Below are 23,190 nucleotides of genomic sequence, written 5' to 3' on the forward strand. Positions count from 1 at the left end.
TACTTTCAATAGGGAAAGTTGTAGAATTTGAATTTGTTTCTATTATGAAGGGGAATGCAGGTTTTTATCCGTGAAGGGAAAAGGTTGTCAGTGTCGAATTAATAAAAAATACAGATAGAAAGGAAGGTGCAAAATCATGAAGACAGGGGTTACAATAAAAGATCTTTATGAATTAAAGGCCGTATCCGATCCAAGGCTTTCTCCAAGTGGGGAAGAGGCTGTCTTTGTCCAAACCATCCTGGATGAAGAAGAAAATGAATATTTTTCCTCCTTACATAGCATCATTTTGAAAGATCAGTCCACCCGTCAATGGACATTTGGCGAACAGAAAATTTCATCACCGAGATGGTCACCTGATGGAAGGAGTATCGCTTTCATCTCCAATCGGTCCGGAGTCAATCAGCTTTATCTGCTTAGTCGGAATGGCGGGGAGGCAGAGGCGGTCACAAACTGTCCGAATGGGGTTTCAAGTCCCGTCTGGTCTCCTTGCGGGGGGAGAATTGCCCTTTCCATTCGATTAGAGAAAGGGGAGGCATCCGATCTAAAGAGAGTCAAAGAGGAAAAGCTAAAACCATTCGCTACAACCAGTATGAAATACAAAAGTGATGATCGCGGTTTTGATGATGACCGTTATGCTCAAATAGCAGTTGTGGACCTGGGGACGAAGGAAGTGAGAAGAGTCACCGATGATGAAAATGATTATACCCTTCACTCATGGTCCCCGGATGGAAACTATCTTGCCTTTTCAACAGACAAGAATGAGGACAGGGATTTCTCCTTTCAGTCCGATTTATATATTTTTCACCTTGAAACAAAAGAGTATAAGCAGATCAATGGGGAGCCGGGATACTACGGAGAAGCAAGCTGGTCCCCGGACTGCAGGCATCTGGCCTATATAGGCCATAATCGTGAATATGAGAACGCTACGCACAATAAGATATGGATTCATGAGATTTCAACGGGGCACTCCGTTTGCCTGACAGAAGGGATGGACGTTCCTGTAGGGGATTATCTTAATAGCGATAGCATCCAGGGCACGGCCCAAACGGGAATCAAGTGGTCAAATGACAATGAAAGCTTTTATTTCCTGGCATCCGATGCGGGAAATACGATCCTTTATTATGCACATAAAGAAGGAGCAATCTATCCTGCACTCTTACAGGAAGAGCAGCACGTCTATGGGTTCGACTTGGATTCAGATCGCCAAACCATCCTGCTTTCAATGAGCAAACCGGCAGAGCCCGGTGAATTGTATACGCTCCACGTACCGACAGGAGAGCTGACCAAAGTCACCGATGTGAACGGAGTTTGGCTGGCAGACCGTGACGTGTCATCTCCGGAATCTTTCATGTTCAGAGGGGCGAATGATTGGCCGGTACAAGGCTGGATCATGAAACCGGCAGGATTTGAGGAAGGAAAGAAATATCCGCTGATCGTTGAAATACATGGCGGCCCGCATACGATGTACGGGAATACGTTCTTTCATGAATTTCAGGTGCTCTCGAACAGCGGGTATGTTGTCTTATATGTTAATCCACGTGGCAGTCATGGCTATGGCCAGGAGTTCGTCGATGCTGTGAGGGGTGACTACGGAGGAGGAGATTACGAAGATATCATGCGAGCAGTGGATTATGCCCTGGAGGAATATCCTTTCATTGATGAAAATCGCCTGGGCGTAACCGGTGGAAGCTATGGTGGCTTCATGACCAACTGGATCATCGGTCACAGCGACAGATTTAAAGCGGCAGTGACCCAGCGTTCCATCAGTAACTGGATCAGCTTTTACGGAGTCAGTGATATCGGTTACTATTTCTCTGAGTGGCAGATCCAAAGTGATCTTGGCGATATTGAAACCCTCTGGAAGCACTCACCACTCGCTTACGTGAAGAATATGAACACACCTCTATTGATTCTTCACAGCGAAAATGACTACCGCTGCCCGATCGAGCAGGCTGAACAGCTTTTCATAGCATTAAAGCGGGAGAAAAAAGAGGCTAGATTCGTTCGTTTCCCGGAATCCAACCATCATCTGTCCCGGACTGGAAAGCCATCCTTGCGGGAAGCCCGGTTACAGGAGATTGTCGATTGGTTTGATAAATATTTATAGACAAAGGGAGAACTGCCATCCGTCTCGGGATGGCAGTTCTTTTTGGCTGAAGGAAGGCGGAGAGGAGGGTCGATAATTGGAATAAGTCGATCAAAATGGATGGACAGACAGGGTAATCCCCAAGCAGGATAAAGATTTCTCTTCCATTCCTTTAGATTTCACATGTCAGCCGCTCATTGCCAGAAATTATCCTAAACCAAAAGGTTTACAACCCACAACTTTAGGCAACCTTGTATTAATAAAAACGACGCGGGAGATTACGATATGGAAATCCTGTTCTGGTGTGATATGATGAAATCAGTAAGAAGTGAAGACGAGATGAGTAGATCTGTTCATGGTCGTTTAAGGGGAAACATATAATATGAATATCAATACGATAAAAGATTGGTTTACGCTTGAAAATATGATGGACTTGATTCAGCAATATCGTTCATTTGGACCGATTCCGGGAATCCTTCTGCCATTGTTGGAGGCGTTTCTCCCGTTTCTTCCACTGGTCGTGTTTGTGACGGCCAATGCGAATGCGTTCGGATTATGGTGGGGCTTTTTGTTTTCATGGATCGGTGCGACCCTTGGTGCCCTGATTGTATTCCTGTTGGTCAGAAGATACGGGGAGGCCAGGATCTTTCGCTTCTTAAGGAAGAGCCGCCAGGTGAATCGATTAACGAAGTGGGTAGATAAGCATGGATTTGGCCCATTATTCATTCTCCTATGCTTCCCCTTCACGCCGTCTGCTGTAGTCAATGTGGTGGCAGGTTTATCTTCCATCAGCATCGCTCAGTATATGCTAGCGGTCGTGACAGGGAAAATGGTGATGATATTCACCATAAGCTTTATCGGATATGATATTATATCATTAGTTAAACAACCTATTCGTACAGTCATCGTTGTAGCCATTATTTTCGTTTTGTGGTTTGTAGGAAAACGAATTGAGATACATCTGAATAAGAAGATGGAATTAGACCAACGAATTGAACGGAAAAAGCAGGAGGAATCAAATTGAGAGAAGAGGTAAAAAGAGAAGGACTGGAATGGATCAAAGCCCTGGGAATTGGATTAATCATCTTTATCATCATTCGGACCTTTCTCTTCTCCAACTATGTGGTGGAAGGCGAATCCATGATGCCGACACTGCAGGATGGAAATAAACTGGTTGTAAATAAAATAGGCTACCATATCGGGGAATTGGACCGCTTTGATGTAGTGGTATTTCATGCAAATGAAGAAGAGGATTATGTAAAACGAATCATCGGGCTCCCGGGTGATAAAGTCGTTTATAAAGATGACAAGTTATATGTGAATGGAGAATATTATCCTGAATCTTACTTGGAGAAGTTCAAGCAGGAGTATATTGGCAGCAAGCTGACAGGTGACTTTACCCTGCAGGAAATCACTGGTGAAAAAATAGTTCCAAAAGGAAAAATATTCGTTCTCGGGGATAATCGCAGGGGCAGCATGGATAGCCGTTATTTCGGTTTTGTAGACCGGGAACAGATTGTCGGAAAAGTGGACCTTCGCTATTGGCCCATCAATGAATGGGATGTACAATTTAGAAAATGACATCAAGGGAAGACGACTTAAATGATAGTCGTCTTCTTTTTTTGTGAATTCTGTACTTGTTGTCCTCCAAGGCTCCATATAGATATGGTAGAATAGTAAGAAAATTCGTTCGTTTTGAGGGTGGTATTGTGACGACGGAACTTCCGATTATTGAAACTAAATTTGTGCCGCCTGTTGTCAAGGATTCTTATGTTAGGCGTCCAAGTTTATTGAAAAAAATGAGAACGGTTACAGACTATAAATTAGTGATCGTTCATTCCGGAGCAGGCTATGGGAAAAGTACAGCCATCAGCCAGTTTTTGCAGGATATGAAACCGAATTATTGCTGGTACTCAATCACACAGACAGATGATGGACTGATTCCTTTTGTGACAAATATTGTCTACAGCATCCAGAAGCAGATTCCGCAGTTTGGACTGGAGCTTTGGGAAACGGTCAGGTCGATGGGGCAATATATGAAAGAGGATGATATCTATCGGTTGAGTGCATTGTTTATTAACGAGTGCATGAACATTCCTCATTCATTCATCATTATCGTGGATGACTATCATCTTGTGGACCATTCATTTCTCATCAATCAATGGATGGAGAAGGTCATTGAGCACTTACCCGGTCATATACACATCTTTCTATCTACACGCACCAAACCTTCATGGGCCTCATTTATACAATTGAAAATCTCCCGTCAATTGCTGGAGATAACGGAAAGTGATTTGTGTCTGACGAAAGAAGAAGCAGAAGTCCTGCTTACGGACTTTCATGAGGTAATCATTCCAGACTCCCAGCTTGATATGATCTATGACTTAACCGAAGGATGGGTCATTGCTGTCAGTATGATCCATTCGCAACTTCAGGAAAATCCGGAGATTCTCTTGGTGGACAAACAACACTCTTCCCTGGAAGAGCTCTTTCATTATTTGGCCCACGAAGTATTTTCCAAACAAACACCAATTGTTCAGCAGTTCCTGAAACAAATTTCAATCCTGGATGAAATCAACGGCAGTATGTGCGAAACCATTTTTGAACTGCCGGGATCGGGACAGATGCTGAAGCAGTTGTCCGATAAAAATGCACTCCTTCAGGAAATGAAAGGTTCTCACCACTATCGCCTCCACGCTTTGTTTCAAACGTTTCTGGAACGTAAATTAAAAGAAGAGAGCCTTGAACTTTACAAAGAACTTCAGCAGAAGTGCGCACGATTCTTTGAAGGACAGGGTAAGTGGAAGAAAGCAATCTTCCATTATATGAAAATGGAAAACATCGAAGCGGTATGTTCCATCCTGGTCCGGGAAGCTGAAGAAATGATGAAAGGCGGACAGCTCGAAACACTGGGTGACTATTTGGGGGAAATACCGGATTCCTTGAAAGATGCCTATTATTCTTTGTGGTTTTATCAAGGTGAGTTCTTCCGATACCGGTCATTTTACGAAAAAGCGGAAAAAGCATATGACAGTGGGATACGATGTGCAAAAAACGATCCGGTTATGCTGAGTAAGTCGTATGAAGGGATTGGAAGGATCTATTTAGATACTATACAACCCGGGAAAGCACAGCGGTATTTATTAAAGGCCATTGAATGCTTGGAGAGCGGGGAAGAAGAGTATCTTATAGAAAAGAATCGACTGTATGCATTAATATCTGAGAATCTGGTCAATTCAGGGAAGGCGATAGAGGCCAAGCTATGGTATGACAAAGGGAAGTTAAACGGGTTCATGAAGGAAGAAGGAAACCTTGAGGCAAGGATGCTCCTCCGTACAGGAAAGCTTCACGAAGCGAGGCAGGTCCTTCTTTACAAGGAAAAAGAGGCGCAGCTTCCTCAATCTCATCGTGAGAAGGAGCTGCTATTGTCCCTCATTCAATCGTTCATGGGAAATGGCGTCGAAGCCAAAACGCTGGCTCAGCATGGGATCACCCAAGGGATCAAAGGGAAATCCCCGTTTGTTGAAGCGTGTGGATGGATGAGGATGGGTCATGCTGTTCAGTTGATCAGTGATTATGATACTTCCCTCTCGAAAAGCTGCTATGAAACGTCGCTGGAATTAATGAATCAGATCAATGTTTCAAGGGGAAAAGCAGAGCCGTATATGGGCCTCTCCATTCTTTATGCAAGAGTAGGAAATTTTCAAAAAGCGAGGGAACTGGCAGAAGAGGCGTTACATGAAACAGAGAAGGTAGAGGATATGTGGTTGAATTCCCTCATCCTCCTTAGTGTCGGAATAACGGACTACTACAAGGAAGCGTTCAAAGAAGCAAGAATGAACTTTGAGCGGGCACGAGGGCAATTCACTTCATGTGGTGACAGGTACGGCAAAATGATGACAGAGCTGTGGATAAGTGCGACGGCTAGTAAAATAGATGACATGTGCTTATTCAAAGAAAGCATGACCTCCTGTTTGAGTGAAGTCCAAATCGGAGAATATGAGTTTATATTCTTCAAACCGACCACATTCGGACCGAAAGATCTTCAGACCCTGATTCCACTCGTAGTAAAAGCTTATCAGGAGGGGATTCATATCCCTTACTGCCACCATCTATTAACCAGATGGGGGCATGATTCTATATCCTCTCATCCGGGTTACACGATTAAGGTTCAGACCCTTGGACGTTTTGAAATATGGTTAGGGGATCATAAGGTGAAAGAGAAGCAATGGCAAAGGGAAAAGGCGAAGGAATTATTTCAATACTTCCTGATCCAGGGGCACAAATTAAAGAGGAAGGAAGAGATCATTGAAGAGTTGTGGCCGGAAGGGACCGGTTCAGATCGTGATTTCAAGGTGGCACTCAACGCCCTGAACAACGTATTGGAGCCGAATCGACAAGCAAGGGAGAAAGCATTCTTCATCTCTAGACAACAGGAGGGGTATGGGCTGAACCCGGCAGCGAATATCGAATACGATGCAGAACAATTCATCAGCTGGATTATGGAAGGAATAAAAGAAAATGATATGGAGAAGTCCCTGCAATATCTTGAAAGAGGATTTCACTATTATAAAGGCATGTTCCTGCCTGATCGAAAAGGAACGTGGTGGACCGAGAAAGAAAGGGAAAGAATACATCTATTCTATTTGAGGGGATTAGAGAAAAGGGCCCAGATTGCAGTGAGAATGGAAGATATGGATGAAGCCATCGATTACTGCCTCAACATCATTGAACATGACTCCCTTTGGGAAGAAGCTTACAGGATTCTCATGTACTGTTATTACCAAAAGAATAATCGACCCCAAGCAGTAAGATGGTTTCAACGCTGTAAAGATCGGCTTGAGTCAGAACTCGGAGTCGATCCGATGATGGCCACCCGGCAAATGTATGATATGGTCATTGGAACAGAGCGTAGTGAGAAAGGACGATAATGAAAAAGGATCAGATCGGTTAACGGTCTGATCCTTTTAGTTTGATAATAAGTGCTTTATCAGCCTGTCTGCTTTATAGCGCCCGATTCAACCCTCATTCCTTTTAGGAAGGCATCGACGAATTGCTCGTCCCACTGAGTTCCTCTCCCATCATTTAGAATTGAGAACGCCTTTTCATAAGGCATACCCTTTCGGTAAGGGCGATCAGAGGTCATGGCGTCAAAGGCATCGGCGACAGCAATCAATCGTCCGAATATGGGAATTTCCATTCCTTTTAATTGATCCGGATACCCTAAACCATCCATCCGCTCATGATGGTGCTTGATGCCGGGTAAGATTGGAAGGAGCTCTTCAGTAAGTTGAACCCCTTTGACGATTTCTTCACCGATTACAGGATGACGCTTAATCTGGTCAAACTCTTCATCTGTTAATTTCCCTTCTTTTAATAGCACATCATCACGAATCCCGATTTTACCGATGTCGTGAAGAAGGGCAGATTTATTAAGTAAATCGATATCCTTCACCGACCATTTGCACTGCTTGGCAATTAAAATGGAATATTCCGCTACCCGCTTGCTATGACCTGCAGTGTAGGGGTCGCGAGCATCCAATGTGCCGGCCACCACTGCGAAAAATTGGTCGAGGAGCTGCTGATTCTTCCGGTCCCTGAGGTTGATGGCATCCACCATATGATTAAATCCGGAGAAAAGATGAGAAAACTCATCCGTATACGTATTCGTAACGGTAGCAACATGCCCACCCTCCACTTTTTTGAAATGGGAGACAAGCTCCTTCACGGGTTCTTCAATGCTCTTAAAGATAAGGACCGCCCCGTAAAAGGCAAGGAGCGTAATGATGAAGATCAAGGTCCCTGCCCATTTCCAGTAGTCGACTAAAAGGGTGGAATCCTCAATCGATAAGCGGATCTGAGAAGCGAGTGAAAACAGCAGTATCGGAAACAACGCAAGAAACAATGAAGCTGCCAAAATCTTTCGTTTCAAACTGATAAATATTGTTGACTGATTAGCCGGATCCGTTCCATATGCTTTCATCGTTTTTTGAATAAGGTCTTCTTGAAGTCCGTGACATGCTTTAAAGGTTAAGAAAAATTCGATTAATGCATGAAGGATCGCCACTAAAAAAGCACCACACCAGGCATACAATATATAAGAGTATGGAAGCGAAAGTGAATCTGTATGAATGAAGAAGACGGTCAATAAAGTCGAAGGTAGAGCGAGCCCAAGGAAATGAGGGAGCATAATTCGTTTAACTGTTAAAAGCGGGAATCTTTCTGCTTGTTGATAAGCAGTTATCAGGAGATCCAATTCGATCGTCCCATCCTGCTTTTGATAGACAAGCTTAATAGGACGAATATGCCTCTGGTACACAAGGAATTCAAAGCCGAACATCGTAACAATCGAGAGGGAAATGATGCTTCCCATTGCAAAGAACTCGCTTTCCTTAAGGGAAAGGGTTTGAAAGATAAACACAGAACCGACACCAAACACAGCGATGATACTGCCCAAAAGATAATTCTTAATGATTGTACGCTGAAATTGCTGAAATATATTCAAGGATGAATCCTCCAAATTCACTAACATTTAGTAGATTCATTATAAAGGAAAATGGGAGCGGGGAACATAGGTGATTGATAGATTTGTGGGAAGAGTGAACGTCTTTGTTCAAGTTTTCGGAAAAGTCCAGGCGTTTTGACGGTAAGCCAGTCTGAAAGGTGCAGGAACCAGCCTATCTTCAAGAGCAAGCAGCAGGGTATCGTTCAGCATCCAGATGTCCTTCGGGAAAATCCAGCCGAAATGGGGTGGGATCAAGCCGTTTTTCGGGATAATTCAGCTGAAACGATCCGGAATCCAGCCGTTTTCGAGGATAATCCAGCTGAAATCCCAAAAAATTCAGCTGTTTACCTTTTTTATCCAAATCCTATCTCATCGCAAGCACGTACCACGGACCACGAGCCAATCCCAAAGACACCTGTAACTCATTTGTAACTCCTCTCCCCTAAGATGAAATCAAAGCTATTATCGCTTTAGTTCATATCTTTAGGGGGAGAAAATATGAAACGATCATTTAGTTTGACTGCTCTGATCCTGATATTGTCATGCCTGCTGGTTTCTGCAAGTGCCTGCAGCTCGGAAAGCAGCGGAGGCTCAGGAAGTGGAGGAGGAAACGAACAGGAGACGGTGAAAATTGGGGTGCTTGCCTCGCTGACCGGTGCATTGGAGTCATATGGGAAGCAAACGAAGCAAGGGTTTGAATTGGGACTCCAATATGCGACGGATGGAACGATGGAAGTGGCAGGAAAGAAGATAGAAGTAGTATATGAAGATACAGAAACGAAGCCTGAGGTAGCGGTTCAGAAAGCGACGAAACTATTAGAGGAAGATGAGGTCGATTTCCTTGTGGGATCATCAAGCTCGGGCGACACGCTTGCGGTCCTGCCTCTTGCAGAAGAATACGAAAAGGTCATGATTGTCGAGCCGGCTGTTGCGGATAGTATTACGGGTTCAGAGTTTAATCCATATATTTTCCGGACGGCCCGTAACTCTTCACAGGATGCTGTTGCAGGGGCAGCAGCGATTGCTAAGGATGGTGTGAAGATTGCCACCTTGGCACCGGATTACTCATTTGGGCGCGATGGGGTGGCAGCATTTAAAGAAGCGGCGGAAAAGCTTGGGGCAGAAATTGTCCTGGAGGAATATGCGGACCCCGCAGCAACGGATTTTACATCCAATATCCAGAAGGTCATGGATAGTAAACCGGACTATCTATTTGTCATCTGGGCAGGTGCAAACTCTCCCTGGAATCAGATAGCCGATATGAAACTTCAGGAAAAAGGAATCAAGATATCAACGGGTGCCCCTGACATTGCAGCACTTTCCGCGATGGAGCCACTTGTTGGGATGGAAGGGTTCAGCGTGTATTATCATGAGCTCCCTGACAATGAAATCAATGATTGGCTGGTTGATGAGCATCAGAAGAAATATGGAGAAGTACCGGATCTCTTTACCCCTGGTGGAATGAGCTCAGCAATCTCCATTGTAGAGGCGATTAAGAAAACAGAAGGTGATCTTGATGCAGATAAACTGATCGAAACGATGGAAGGTATGAGCTTTGAAACTCCGAAAGGGAAGATGACGTTCCGTGAAGAGGATCATCAGGCCCTCCAAACGTTGTACGCCATCAAGCTTGAGAAGAAAGAGGGAGTACCATATCCTGTTCCGGTATTGATCAGAGAGCTTTCTCCGGAAGAAACCGCTCCTCCTATACGTAACTAATTAGTATATAAAGAAAGAAGGGGGTGACTGACATGGTGTTTCGGCACTATGTTCACAGTCAGCCCCTTTCATGAAATCAGAACGGGGTGAAGAACTTGAGTATATTAGAAACCAAGAATCTGAGTATTACGTTTGGTGGTCATACTGCCGTTGATGATGTGACGTTCTCTGTACCTGAAAAGGAATTCAAATCTATCATCGGACCCAATGGCGCTGGAAAAACGACGCTTTTTAATCTATTGAGCGGTCAGTTAAAGCCTACGGTTGGCGATGTTTTTCTCAAAGGAAAGAAAATTACGGGGTTATCACCGACAAAGCGCGCCCGCCTGGGTGTCGGCCGTTCCTTTCAAATGACGAATGTGTTTCCGAATTTAACAGTTTTAGAGAATGTGAGGTTGGCGGTTCAGTCCAAACGGGGAATCCGCTACGTAATGCATCGGAATATCAAAGCATTCAGGGATATGATCAGCGAATCGCATGACTTGTTGAAACTGGTATTGCTTTCGAATAAAGCAGACTCCCTTGCAGCCAATCTAGCCCACGGAGAAAAAAGAAAGCTTGAAATCGCCATGCTGCTTGCACTGGATACGGAAATCTTACTTTTGGATGAGCCGACTGCCGGCATGTCTCTTGAGGAAGTGCCGCAGATCTTGGAAGTGATCCGGACCATCAAATCCCAAGGAACGAAGACCATCGTCCTCATTGAACACAAAATGGATATGATCATGGATTTGTCAGACAGTATCATGGTGTTATTCAATGGGAGACTGCTCGCTGACGATCATCCGAAGGAAATCATGAAAAATGAGCAGGTCCAATCGGCTTATCTGGGGGGACTTTATGATGAGCACACTGCTTAAAGTAGAGGGGATTGAAACGTATATCGGACAGTATCACATACTTCAAGGTGTTTCCTTTGAAGTGAAAAAGGGGGAAGTAACCGTACTTCTCGGGAGGAACGGAGCGGGCAAAACCACCAGTCTCCGGAGCATCATGGGCCTGACTCCCCCATCGTCAGGTAGAGTCATCTATAAAGGTGAGGAGATCAATGGGCTTCCTACCTTTAAAGTAGCTGGTAAAGGAATTGGTTATGTTCCTGAAGATCAAGGGATATTCGGGGACCTCACGGTGGAGGAAAATATGAAGGTGGCCATGAGAAGCCGGGATCAAGAGACGGAGGATCGAATGAATTGGATCATTGATCTGTTTCCTGATTTAAAGAAGTTCTGGAAGAAAGCAGGGGGGAACTTAAGCGGAGGACAGAAGCAGATGCTTTCCATCGCACGGGCGTATTTAAATCATAACGATCTTATTTTGATTGATGAACCGAGTAAGGGTCTCGCTCCGATCGTCGTCGAGAAAGTCATGCGTTCCATTGAAGAAATGAAGGAAAGAACGACAATCCTTCTTGTAGAGCAGAATTTTTTGATGGCGAGCGGGGTCGGGGACCGTTTCTATATTATCGATGATGGAACAACCGTTCACGATGGACAGATGAAGTCATTGGTGAAAGATGAAGAGTTGAAAAAGAAATATTTAGGAATTGCGTGAGGAGTGAATGGGATGGACCTCATCATTAATCTGGCACTGAATGGATTGGCGACAGGGATGCTGATCTTTTTGCTGGCAGCAGGATTGACGCTCATTTTCGGATTGATGGATGTTTTGAATTTTGCCCATGGAGGATTATTCGCATGGGGGGCATACAGTGGTGTTTGGGTTTATACCGTGACTGGGAGTTTTGTCATCGGCATCATCGGGGCCGTCGCGACAGGATTGGTATTAGGTTTTGTGACGGAGAAATTCATCATACAGCCTGTGTACGGAAACCATGTACAGCAAATCCTGATTACCCTTGGATTTATGCTTGTTCTGTCTGAATTACTGAAAGTGGTGTGGGGACCGAATCAGTTATCGGCCACAGCACCTGACTATCTAGCGGGAAGCTTTTCAATTGGGGACATCATCGTCATTAAATATCGTATCTTCATCATCATTATAGGATTTTTGGTTTTTACGATTGTTCAGCTGATTTTGAATAAAACAAGGATTGGATTGATTGTCAGGGCAGGGGTCATGAATAAAGAAATGGTCGAATCCTTTGGAATCAATATCAAAAAAGTATTCTTGTACGTATTCATGGTCGGGTCAGCACTGGCTGCCCTTGGTGGGATCTTACTTGCGCCGTATTCAGGTGTGATTTATGCCGAAATGGGCATGGAGTTCGCGATCCTCGCCTTCATTGTCGTGGTGATTGGGGGGATGGGAAGCTTTCCGGGTTCATTATTCGCGGCAATCCTTGTGGGATTGTCAGGATCATTCATGACGTATTATGTCCCGGAGCTATCCCTGGCCGTGAATATGATCTTAATGGCACTCGTACTCATATTCAGACCACAAGGATTATTCACAGTAAAGGGGTGAGGATATGAAGATTCTCAAAGTTAGGTCACACGCAGTTTTAGGAATGACATTAGCCATTTTAATTGTCTACCCTTTATTTAACGATTCGAGGAGCATGCTGATTCTCCTGACCCAGATATTCATCTTTGGCATCTTCGCCATGAGCTATGACCTCCTTCTAGGTTATACAGGGATCGTTTCCTTTGGGCATGCCATGTTTTTCGGAATCGGAGCTTATTCCACCGGCATCTTTCTCGATCGAATGGAGCCTACCATGTTTTGGCTCGCCGTTTCCATCTTGGTCGCATCGGTCATAGCGGGAGCCGTCAGCTATATCGTCGGACTCCTGACGCTGCGCCTCAAAAGTCACTTCTATGCCATGCTGACCCTTGCATTTGCAGGATTGTTCCTCGTCGGTGCGGAAAAGTGGAGGAGTCTGACGTTTGGTAATGATGGATTCACTTTTCGGACACCGGATTTGATGAAGGACCGTCTAGTCTTTTACTTCATCTGTCTTGGTGTCATGGTCATGATCTTTCTATTATTAAAGAGATTCACCCATTCTCCGGCAGGCTCCGTCCTCCAGGCGATAAGGGAGAACGAGCAGAGAGTGGAATCGATTGGATACCAGGTTCTACATTACAAAATATTAGCAAGTGTGATAGCGGGCGTGACGGCAAGCCTCGCCGGTTCTTTGTATGGACTGTCCTTGCGATTCGTTAACACCAGTGTATTCACCATGGATGTGACCCTTGATGCATTATTGATGACCATTATCGGTGGTGTGGGGACACTCATCGGACCGATTGTCGGGGCAGGGTTGATTGAGTTTGCCCACCACTTTCTGACCGAACTCGCCAAAACATATCCGATTTTTGAACGATGGATCATTTTCTTCGGGATCCTTTATATCCTCGCCGTTATGTTCTTCCCAGCAGGAATTGTAGGGTCATTCAAAAAAATCAAGAAAAGCAAACGAGCAAAGGAAGAGAGCAAACAGCAAAACATCGCAAGCTAAAGGGAGGATCTTCATGACAATCGGAATACTCAGCACGGGGGTATATTTACCATCATCCATTATGACTGGTAATGAAATTGCGGAAAAAGCAGGACTTCCATTAGAAATTGTAGAAAGCAAAATGGGGATCAAAAAGAAAACGGTTCCAGGTCCGGAAGATCATACGTGTGCCATGGGAATTCGGGCTGCAAGAAAAGCCATGGAAAAGGCAGGTATCGATCCCAAGGAGATTGATGTGATTATATACGTAGGGGAAGAGCATAAAGAATATCCTCTCTGGACAGCAGGTATCAAGCTACAGGAGGAAATTGGCGCGTACCATGCATGGGCATTCGATGTTTCCCTTCGATGCGGGACCACCATCATGGCAATGAAACTGGCAAAAAGCTTACTCGAAATGGATCCTGCCATCAAAACGGTCCTTCTGGCAGGAGGCTACCGTAACTCTGATTTCATTGATTACAAGAATGAGAGGACCCGTTTTATGTTCAACCTGGCAGCAGGTGGAGGAGCGATGATCCTACAAAAAAATCTGAAGAAAAATACGGTATTGGAAACGGCCATCATCACCGACGGCTCATTTTCAGAAGACGTTATCGTCCCTGTGGGAGGAACGAAGGAGCCTTTAACAGAAAAGTCCCTCCATCGATATAAGCTGGACGTGACCGATCCTGAAGGAATGAAAAAGAGGCTGGAACAGAAATCCATGGATCATTTCTTAAAGGTAGTACGGGAATCGGTATATAAAAGTGGATACGAAGAGAAAGACATCTCCTACGTCGCCATGCTGCATATGAAAAGGTCCGCCCATGCCTATGTATTAAAGGAATTGGGGCTTTCAGAAGAGCAATCCATTTATCTGGAGGAATATGGTCATATAGGTCAATTCGATCAAATTTTATCATTGGAAGTGGCAGAAAAAAGAGGGAAGCTGAAGAATGGTGACCTGGTGGTCCTTGTCAGTGCGGGGATCGGGTACGCATGGGGAGCGACTGCCATCGTATGGGGAAATTCATAATTAAGGGGGATTTGGTATGGCAACGGTTCAATTGAAAAAAGTATTGCTAGGGAATGGAGAGACGTTCGCTTATCGTGAAAGGAGCGGGGGGCATATCCCTCTCGTTCTGGTTCATGGAAATATGACCTCCTCCAAACATTGGGATGTTGTACTTGAAAGATTGGATGAAACGTATAAGGTTTATGCCGTTGATATGAGAGGGTTTGGGGAATCAAGTTATCATCGGGAGATTGAGGGCATCAGAGATTTGTCCGATGACCTGAAGGACTGGGTAGACGGAATGGGGCTTGAAAGATTCTCAATGATGGGATGGTCTACCGGGGGAGCGGTCGCCATGCAATTTGTCATTGACTACCCCGATTACTGTAAGAATCTTATTTTATTAGCTTCTGCTTCGACAAGGGGGTATCCATTCTTCGGAACGAAAGAAGATGGCACCCCTGATATTGGAAATCGTCTTCGAACAGTGGATGAAGTGATGATGGATAAAGGGAAGACCATTCCTGTACAAGCGGCGTATGACCAAAATGACAGGTCATTTCTTAGGGGTCTCTGGAAAGCATTGATTTACACCCATGCCGAGCCCGAAGAAGGACGGTATGAAGAATACATCAATGACATGAGGACACAACGGAATCTGGCTCATATCTATCAAGCACTCAATACGTTCAATATAAGCAATACTCACAACGGCCTCGTTGAAGGGACGGGTAAAGCAAGCTCCATTTCCATCCCTGTCCTGGTGTTAAGGGGAGACCGGGATTATGTCATCACCAAAGAAATGACAGAGGAAATTGTCGAGGATATAGGAGAAAATGCTTTATTTGTAGAATTAAAGAATAGTGGGCATTCACCGCTCATAGACGATCTGGATCAATTACTTCATCAAATCCAATCGTTTTTGCAAATGAAGGAGGAACTAACATGAGGCTTGAGGGGAAAGTCGCCTTGATCACAGGCGCAGCGAATGGAATCGGTTACGCAGCAGCAGGTACGTTTGTAAATGAAGGGTGTAATGTTGCCCTTGTGGACTTCAATCAGGAGGCCGGAGAAGAAAAAGCGCGTCAACTGAATGAACTCGGAAAGGGCAAAGCTGCTTTCTTTCAAGGCGATGTAGCTGACCGTGCTTCTGTCAATTCTTTTGTTGAAGCAGTAAAAGATCAATTTGGCAAGATCGATATATTAATCAATAATGCCGGCATTACAAGGGACGGTATGCTCCATAAGCTTTCGCCCGAAGATTTTCAGAAAGTACTGGATGTCAATTTGACGGGTGTATTCAACTGTACCCAGGCGGTCCTGCCCCACCTGATCGATCAGGGGAAAGGTAAGATCATCAACACCTCTTCAGTCAGCGGGGTATATGGAAACGTCGGACAAACAAACTATGCTGCAACAAAAGCGGCAGTTGTTGGGATGACGAAAACCTGGGCAAAAGAATTGGGTCGCAAAGGAATCAATGTCAACGCAGTCGCACCCGGTTTTACCGAGACAGGCATGGTGGCAGCTGTTCCTGAAAAAGTCATTGATCAAATGAAAGCGATGATCCCTCTGGGGAGATTGGGAAGACCGGATGATATCGCAAAGGCTTACTTGTATCTCGCATCAGACGACAGTGACTATGTGAATGGCACCGTCCTCCATGTTGACGGTGGGATCATGATGTAATTCGATGAGAAAGGGAAGTGATAAGATGAGAAACGTAGTCATTACATCGGCTTTTCGTACGCCGGTTGGAGCATTTGGAGGAGCATTCAAAGAGCTTCTTCCGACAGACTTGATCGTACCTGTCATGAAAGAGGCGGCGAAAGAAAGCGGGTTATCAGCCGGTGATATCGATGAAGTGATCCTTGGGCATTGCATCCAAAGGACCGATCAGCCGAATACGGCAAGAACCGCTGCACTACTCGCAGACTTTGACGACACGACGACAGGATTTACGATCCAGCGCCAATGTGCAAGCGGCATGCAGGCCATCATTTCTGCAGCCATGCAAATTCAGACGGGCTTATCCGATATCGTTCTTGCCGGCGGTGTGGAAGCGATGAGTTCCAGTCCTTATATTCTTAAACAGCACCGCTTCGGTCAAAGGCTTCAACACGGGGAAATCCGGGATTCCGTTTGGGAGGTGCTCGAAGATCCCATCCATGGCATCATGATGGGGGAAACCGCTGAAAATCTGGCGGAAATCCATTCGATCTCCCGTGAAGAACAGGATGAGTATGCGGTATTAAGCCACCAGCGTGCAGTGAACGCATTGGAACACGGGTACTTTGATTCGCAGATAGTTCCCCTAACGGTTAAAGAGCGCAAAGGCGAGAAAGTCATTGATCGGGATGAAAGTCCCCGGGCAGGACTGGAGATTGGCAAGTTGCAAAAACTAAAACCTGCGTTTCGTGAAGACGGGTCCGTCACTGCGGGAAATTCATCCAGCTTGAATGACGGTGGAGCGGCACTCATCTTAATGAGTGAAGAAGAAGCAAAAAAAAGAGGACTCGAGCCCCTCGGAAGAATCGTAGGATACTCAGTAGCAGGCGTCGATCCCAAAGTGATGGGAATCGGTCCGGTTCCGGCCATTCAAAAAGGCTTACATATGACGGAAAACTGGTCTCTGGATGACATCGATTTATTTGAGATCAACGAAGCGTTCGCAGCCCAATATTTAGCGGTGGAAAAAGAGCTTGGTCTGGACCGTGAGAAGGTCAATGTGAATGGAAGCGGCATCAGCATTGGACATCCCGTCGGCTGTACAGGTGCCCGCCTTGTTGTGTCATTACTGCATGAAATGAAACGCCGGGAATTGAAGAAGGGAATTGCGTCATTATGTGTGGGCGGAGGCATGGGGGCATCCGTTTTAATAGAGGGAATGTAGTATGGAAAGTACCGGTCCTTATATGGGCGGGTGCTTTTTTAAGTTAGGGAAATAAGTGAAATACTCTCCGCTTCCATGGCACAAAATATGTGAAATTAGACTCATTTTCCCTTATTTACAAAAAATTTACCCTATTATGACAACGGTTAATGTACGCTAAATGTGTAATGTATTTAAAGGAGGCGAAGCAGTTTGAAATTTGTACACAAGAAAGTCATTGGTATTTTTGCTATTGTATTTCTTTTTACGATCGCGTGCAGCCAGGTATCACCAACTCAAATGAGTGCGGCGGGAAGCGGAACTTGGAGCTCCCCTTATACAGTAGATCAGGCGATTTCAAATCAGAATGGTTCAACTCAGTCTGTTGAAGGATATGTGGTCGGACAGCCAACCTCAACGTCCTCTGTTGTCACAAATAACTTTCCGAACGATTATGCACTGGCATTAGCGGCATCACCATCAGAAGCCAATACGAATCAGATGGTTTATGTTCAAATTCCTTCTTCTTATCGTTCAAGCTTTGGCCTGCAAAGTAACCCGGGTTTAATGGGTAAAAAGATCAAAGTGACGGGAAGCTTGTCAGCCTACTTCTCCCACCCGGGAGTGAAATCGACATCAGCTTTTGAATCAGTGGAAGATGGTGACACCGATCCGACAGATCCTCCAACAGAACCTACGGATCCCCCGGCTTATGAAGAGTATTACAACGCAGCGGAAGGCAAAACTGGTGATGCCTTGAAAACGGCACTACATAACATCATTGACGATCATCAGACCCTATCCTATGATGCTGTATGGGGAGCATTGCGAAACACGGACGAAGATCCGAACAATCCCAATAATGTCATTCTCCTTTACTCAGGCCGTTCCCAATCCAAAACGACTAACGGTGGCGGGGTGAACGACTGGAATCGGGAGCACGTCTGGGCCAAATCCCACGGAGACTTCGGGACGGCACAGGGTCCAGGGACGGACCTCCATCATTTGAGACCGACGGATGTTACGGTCAACTCCACGAGAGGAAATCTTGACTTTGACAATGGTGGTAACGAGCAGACAGAAGCACCAGGCAACTACTATGACAGCGATTCGTGGGAGCCACGTGATGAAGTGAAAGGCGATGTTGCACGAATGATCTTTTACATGGATGTCCGTTATGAAGGAGATAATGGGGAAGTGGATTTAGAGCTGAATAATAACGTCAACAACGGAAGCGCTCCTTATATGGGTAAAATGTCTGTGCTTCTGGAGTGGAATGAACAAGATCCGGTGGATGCAAGGGAAATCCGCAGGAATAATATTATCTTTGAACAATATCAAGGTAACCGAAATCCATTCATAGATCATCCTGAATGGGCAGAAATGATTTGGTAATGAGTAATGAGCCTGGAATTTTTCCAGGCTCTATTTTATTGTGCGGAAATTCAGAGTGCATGGACTTGTCAGACGAAATTTCCTAGGTAACCTGTTAAACAAAAATGGCAATGGACCACATCCTTACCTAAGCTGTAACTCATTTGTAACCTCTGGCATCTATCATGAAAGCAACCATCCAAAGGAGGAGATGAATATGGAAAGGATCACCGATTGGTTGCAGAAGCGATCAATGATCTCTCCTGAACACGTTGCTTTAATGAATGCTGCTACGGACGAAATGATCAATTACCGCACTTTAGATGAACGGGCGTCTAAGTGGGCTCGATATATGCATGAAAACGGAATAATTAAAGGGGACCGTGTCGTATTCATATCCAGGAATCATACGGTTTGTTTTGAGCTATTGTTTGCCTGTGGGAAGATCGGAGCGGTGTTTGTCCCAATCAATTGGCGATTATCAGCTACCGAAATTGGCTCGATTACAGAGAACTGTACACCGAAACTTCTTTTATATAAAAAAGAATTTCAAGCTCTTGTCACGGACCTTCCTCAAAGCTTTAGTAAGCTATGTATTGATGATGTGACTCAAGAAGTATACTCCCGGGAGAGAGGGGGCTATCCCATACCCTTTCTCACACTTGCAGATCCTTGGATTATGATTTATACGGGTGGGACGACAGGGAGTCCAAAGGGAGTAGTACTGTCTCATCAATCGGTGACGGCCAATGCCCTGAACACAGTGGTAAGCTGGAATTTGACCCATGAGGATTGCACGTTAACGTATTTGCCAACCTTTCATACAGGAGGGTTAAATGCACTATCGGTCCCCCTGCTGATGGTGGGAGGAAAGGTTGTGATTGCTGAACGCTTTGATCCGGAAGAGGCGGTGAAGGATCTGAACCGATACGGCTGCAGTATTGTTCTATTAGTACCGACGATGTATCACTTATTAATGGAAAGGGAGGAATTTAAATGTACCCCTTTTCCGAAAATGAAGGTATTCCTATCAGGAGGGGCCCCATGTCCAGGTAAGGTGTATGACTTTTTCAAAGAAAAGAAAATCTCATTTAAAGAGGGGTATGGATTGACAGAAGCAGGCCCTAACAACTTTTACATCGATCCAATACGGATGAAAAAGGGCTCAGTTGGAAAAGCGATGATGTTCAACCGGGTGAAGGTGGTTGATGAGAGGGGGAATCCTGTCGGTCAGGGTGAAGTGGGGGAGCTATTATTAGGAGGAGATCATTTATTCAAAGAATACTGGCAAAATCCCGAGCAGACACAAAGGGTGTTAAAAGACGGTTGGCTTCATACAGGTGATCTGGCGAAATACGATGGAGATGAAGATTACTATATTGTCGGAAGGAAAAAAGACATGATCATCTCCGGCGGGGAGAATATCTTCCCCTTGGAGCTTGAGCACTGGTTAAGTGAGCACCCGGAAATCTCTGAGAGTGCGGTCATCGGACTGCCCCATGAAAAATGGGGTGAGGTCGTAACGGCCTTTATATCTATGAAGAGTGGAGCAACTCTGACGATAGAAGAGGTGAAGGCTTATTGCTTGAAGAAATTCGGCAAATATAAAATCCCTAAGGACTATCATGTTATGGACGAACTTCCGAAAACAGATGTTGGGAAAGTCAATAAACAGGCGCTGACCAAACTTTTTCAGAGACAATAGAGGGAATCGTATGAAATGCCTCGAAATACATATGTCGAGGTGAAAAGTATGAAGAGACTATTGACCGGTAAGCGAATTGACCTAACAGGATTTCAGGAAGAAGATATTTCGTCCATAAAGAAATGGAACCAAAATGAAGAAGTGCAGAGACTATTGGACGCCCTTCCCCTTAAGCCGAAATCAGAAGAAGAGATTAAGAAATGGATGGTCCCGGAAGAAAATTCCTTTCGATTTGCTATACGCCTGAAGGACGACGGGAGAATCATCGGATTTGCGGAGCTTGACGGCATTCTCTGGACCCATCGCGTGGGATGGATATCCATTTCAATCGGTGACGAAACATCCTGGGGGAATGGATATGGCAGGGAAGCAATGGATTGCCTTTTGGCATACGGCTTTCACGAATTGAACCTTCACCGACTTCAATTAACGGTATTTTCGTATAATGAGAGAGCGATCCGATTGTATGAATCGCTCGGATTCAGAAAAGAAGGAAGCTATCGTCAATTCCTGCAAAGGGACGGAAAGCGGTATGATATGTTTTTATATGGATTATTAGCAGATGAATGGGAAGAAGGATTGTGATGTCCTTCTTTTTTTGGTGTGGAGAGGGGGATGGGCTGTTGGTATGACGTTGAATTGATGGATCGTTGGATCGAGCGCTCAGTCGATTCCCTTAATTTGTTAATAGACGCAATTCCCCCGCATAATGACGCAATTAATTAAAAAATGACGCAATAAAATTAATAATGACGCAAATACGGAAAAAATGACGCAATCATAATGGAAAATGACGCAATCCCTGACGAAAACGATGCTGAAGATTCCCCTTGAACGAGTCAACAGCCCTTCATTCTCAGCAGTCTTCTCCCTCCTTCCATATTTTGAAATAGAAACATTAATCATGCATGAGAGGGTGACAATAAAGTGAACATATCCGGCTTTAATCATCTTACAATCAACACTAGTAACCTGGAAGAATCACTGTCATTTTATATGGAAATCTTGCGAGCCACGCTGGTACATAAGGGACGAAAAGATGCTTATTTGGAATGGGGGCCGATTTGGATTTGCCTTCAGGAAAGGAACTGCTCCGATACCCGAAGCGGCAGTGGAATCCATCACATTGCATTCACCATCGACGAAAAAGGATTCCAAGAGGCTGTTCAACTTCTAAAGGAGAAGAAAGTGCCGATTGTAAGGGAACCCTTAAAGAGGGGGAAAGGTTGGAGTATCAATTTTCTGGCCCCGGATAGTGTCCAATTCGAATTACACACCTCGAATCTAAAGGAAAGAATGGAAGTGTGGGATTAATTACCCACCTCCCCTTTCCTCCGTCCCCTAAACAATAAGCCACCCATCAAAGATTGGAAGAAACAGAAGCCTAGAAGCAAGTATAAAGATTGGACGTATGAAAGATTCATGACGATCAGAGGTGCCAGACTCGTTCCACACAATAAGATAAAGGAGTACAGGCTAAGTGCCTGGCTTCGTCCCTTTCCGCTCATATTTCCGATCAAGGTGATGACGGTAGGTATCAATAATGAGATGGCTGAGACAAATAGAATGGAAGAAATAATGATGAAGGGTATGTGCCAAATTGCATAAATCAAAGCAGCGACCAGGCTTACGATAGATAATGCCAGACCGATAAATAGCGTTTTATAAATTCCGATAACTTCCATAAAGCGCCCGGTATAGAGTGATAAACCCGCTCCGATCAGTCCCACCGACCTTGTAAGAAAAAGGAGATCCTCCTCGCCTGACAAGTGTCGGGTCAAGCTGTCATAATAGGCAATGAAAGAAGCAAGAAGAGTGAATACGATGCCGTAGGAGTATAGGAGTTCTTTCCTCCTCAGTAGTTTCATGATCGTTGCCAGTTGATAGGATGGGGACACGGATTGGACGTTTGTAAGGGGCAGCATGTGCTTTCCTATGACAAAAAGGAAAGCATACACCACTGCGAAAAAATAGAATACCCTTGACCATTCAGATAATTGCGTAATACCCCCGCTGAGTAATTGTCCTAAGATGCCTGCAAAGAGGAAGCCGGTGTTGATAAAGGCAAGAAGCAGGGTCCTTTGCTTTCCAGAAAACAAATCATACGTATAGGCAAATGCGACAGGGGCAAAGCTCCCCAGGCATAAGCCTTGAAATCCCCTCGTGAAAAACAAACTCCAAAAATCTGTAGAAAGACCAACGAGTCCCGATGCGAAGGCAGAAGCAAGCATTCCCCAGACTAGGATCCGCTTTTTCCCAAAGTGATCAGCCGCGTTGGCAAAGGTCAATAATCCGCATGCGTAAAAAAAGATGAACGAAGTGCCGGCCATGACCACTTCACTTTGGGTGATGGAAAGGGAGGCGCCGATCTCCCTGTAAATGGGGATGAATGTGTAAATATTACATGCCACCATAACGGCCATGGCAACTAGAACAGCAGAAATTCTGTTAAAATCATGATTCATGATGAAAATCACCTACCTATCTTTACTGTATGCAGGTGATCCAAAT

General features: G+C 44.9%; 19 protein-coding genes. 17 read left to right on the forward strand and 2 right to left on the reverse strand.

The window, feature by feature from the left end; all coding sequences use genetic code 11:
• Positions 1–136: 136 nt before the first annotated feature.
• The 4 genes from SLH55_RS08295 (at position 137) to SLH55_RS08310 (ending at position 7,017) form a co-directional block, all read left to right on the forward strand.
• Positions 137–2,107: a S9 family peptidase gene (locus tag SLH55_RS08295; protein ID WP_219167008.1), complete on the forward strand. Its 1,971-nt coding sequence runs from the start codon at positions 137–139 to the stop codon at positions 2,105–2,107.
• A 361-nt stretch (positions 2,108–2,468) separates the two neighbouring features.
• Positions 2,469–3,110 carry a TVP38/TMEM64 family protein gene (locus tag SLH55_RS08300; RefSeq protein WP_219167007.1) on the forward strand — a complete coding sequence of 214 codons (642 nt, stop codon included), beginning with the start codon at positions 2,469–2,471 and terminating at the stop codon, positions 3,108–3,110.
• Positions 3,107–3,667 (forward strand): signal peptidase I, encoded by a 561-nt coding sequence (gene lepB / locus SLH55_RS08305; protein WP_320323159.1) that lies wholly within the window; start codon positions 3,107–3,109, stop codon positions 3,665–3,667. Before SLH55_RS08300 ends, lepB begins: the two co-directional genes overlap by 4 nt.
• Before the next feature lie 128 nt (positions 3,668–3,795).
• Positions 3,796–7,017 (forward strand): BTAD domain-containing putative transcriptional regulator, encoded by a 3,222-nt coding sequence (locus SLH55_RS08310; RefSeq protein ID WP_320323160.1) that lies wholly within the window; start codon positions 3,796–3,798, stop codon positions 7,015–7,017.
• A gap of 59 nt (positions 7,018–7,076) precedes the next feature.
• Here the strand turns inward: SLH55_RS08310 and SLH55_RS08315 are convergent, their stop codons facing one another.
• Positions 7,077–8,591, reverse strand: coding sequence for an HD domain-containing phosphohydrolase (locus SLH55_RS08315; RefSeq protein WP_219167004.1), 1,515 nt, complete (start codon positions 8,589–8,591; stop codon positions 7,077–7,079).
• 498 nt (positions 8,592–9,089) lie between these two features.
• Between SLH55_RS08315 and SLH55_RS08320 the strand changes: the two genes are divergently transcribed.
• The 13 genes from SLH55_RS08320 to SLH55_RS08380 all read left to right on the forward strand — a co-directional run bounded on the left by SLH55_RS08320 (position 9,090) and on the right by SLH55_RS08380 (position 21,993).
• The gene (locus tag SLH55_RS08320) at positions 9,090–10,310 is read left to right on the forward strand and encodes a substrate-binding domain-containing protein (RefSeq protein WP_320323161.1); all 1,221 of its coding nucleotides are present in this window, start codon (positions 9,090–9,092) and stop codon (positions 10,308–10,310) included.
• A gap of 86 nt (positions 10,311–10,396) precedes the next feature.
• Positions 10,397–11,170 carry an ABC transporter ATP-binding protein gene (locus SLH55_RS08325; RefSeq protein ID WP_219167002.1) on the forward strand — a complete coding sequence of 258 codons (774 nt, stop codon included), beginning with the start codon at positions 10,397–10,399 and terminating at the stop codon, positions 11,168–11,170.
• Positions 11,154–11,861: an ABC transporter ATP-binding protein gene (locus SLH55_RS08330; protein ID WP_219167036.1), complete on the forward strand. Its 708-nt coding sequence runs from the start codon at positions 11,154–11,156 to the stop codon at positions 11,859–11,861. Before SLH55_RS08325 ends, SLH55_RS08330 begins: the two co-directional genes overlap by 17 nt.
• 12 nt (positions 11,862–11,873) lie before the next feature.
• Positions 11,874–12,734: a branched-chain amino acid ABC transporter permease gene (locus SLH55_RS08335; RefSeq protein ID WP_320323162.1), complete on the forward strand. Its 861-nt coding sequence runs from the start codon at positions 11,874–11,876 to the stop codon at positions 12,732–12,734.
• 4 nt (positions 12,735–12,738) lie between these two features.
• A complete protein-coding gene (locus SLH55_RS08340) occupies positions 12,739–13,731 on the forward strand; it encodes a branched-chain amino acid ABC transporter permease (RefSeq protein ID WP_219167000.1) in 993 nt (330 codons plus the stop codon).
• 13 nt (positions 13,732–13,744) lie between these two features.
• Positions 13,745–14,749, forward strand: a complete 1,005-nt coding sequence (locus tag SLH55_RS08345) for a 3-oxoacyl-ACP synthase (protein ID WP_320323163.1) — start codon at positions 13,745–13,747, stop codon at positions 14,747–14,749.
• A gap of 16 nt (positions 14,750–14,765) precedes the next feature.
• The gene (locus SLH55_RS08350) at positions 14,766–15,677 is read left to right on the forward strand and encodes an alpha/beta hydrolase (protein ID WP_320323164.1); all 912 of its coding nucleotides are present in this window, start codon (positions 14,766–14,768) and stop codon (positions 15,675–15,677) included.
• A complete protein-coding gene (gene fabG, locus SLH55_RS08355) occupies positions 15,674–16,417 on the forward strand; it encodes a 3-oxoacyl-ACP reductase FabG (protein WP_320323165.1) in 744 nt (247 codons plus the stop codon). Before SLH55_RS08350 ends, fabG begins: the two co-directional genes overlap by 4 nt.
• Positions 16,418–16,442: 25 nt before the next feature.
• On the forward strand, positions 16,443–17,621 hold the full coding sequence (locus SLH55_RS08360; protein ID WP_320323166.1) for a thiolase family protein: 1,179 nt from the start codon (positions 16,443–16,445) through the stop codon (positions 17,619–17,621).
• A 249-nt stretch (positions 17,622–17,870) separates the two neighbouring features.
• Positions 17,871–18,995, forward strand: coding sequence for an endonuclease (locus tag SLH55_RS08365; protein ID WP_374939761.1), 1,125 nt, complete (start codon positions 17,871–17,873; stop codon positions 18,993–18,995).
• A gap of 196 nt (positions 18,996–19,191) precedes the next feature.
• Positions 19,192–20,679 carry a class I adenylate-forming enzyme family protein gene (locus SLH55_RS08370; protein WP_320323167.1) on the forward strand — a complete coding sequence of 496 codons (1,488 nt, stop codon included), beginning with the start codon at positions 19,192–19,194 and terminating at the stop codon, positions 20,677–20,679.
• A gap of 48 nt (positions 20,680–20,727) precedes the next feature.
• Positions 20,728–21,264 carry a GNAT family N-acetyltransferase gene (locus SLH55_RS08375; RefSeq protein WP_219166994.1) on the forward strand — a complete coding sequence of 179 codons (537 nt, stop codon included), beginning with the start codon at positions 20,728–20,730 and terminating at the stop codon, positions 21,262–21,264.
• A gap of 342 nt (positions 21,265–21,606) precedes the next feature.
• Positions 21,607–21,993 (forward strand): VOC family protein, encoded by a 387-nt coding sequence (locus SLH55_RS08380; RefSeq protein ID WP_219166993.1) that lies wholly within the window; start codon positions 21,607–21,609, stop codon positions 21,991–21,993.
• On the opposite strand, the gene SLH55_RS08385 is transcribed toward SLH55_RS08380, so the two are convergent.
• A complete protein-coding gene (locus SLH55_RS08385) occupies positions 21,990–23,144 on the reverse strand; it encodes an MFS transporter (protein WP_320323168.1) in 1,155 nt (384 codons plus the stop codon). The genes SLH55_RS08380 and SLH55_RS08385 overlap by 4 nt on opposite strands.
• Between the last annotated feature and the right edge of the window lie 46 nt (positions 23,145–23,190).

Origin of the sequence: Rossellomorea sp. YZS02 (assembly GCF_033963925.1) — a bacterium.
Taxonomy (GTDB): Bacteria; Bacillota; Bacilli; order Bacillales; family Bacillaceae_B; genus Rossellomorea.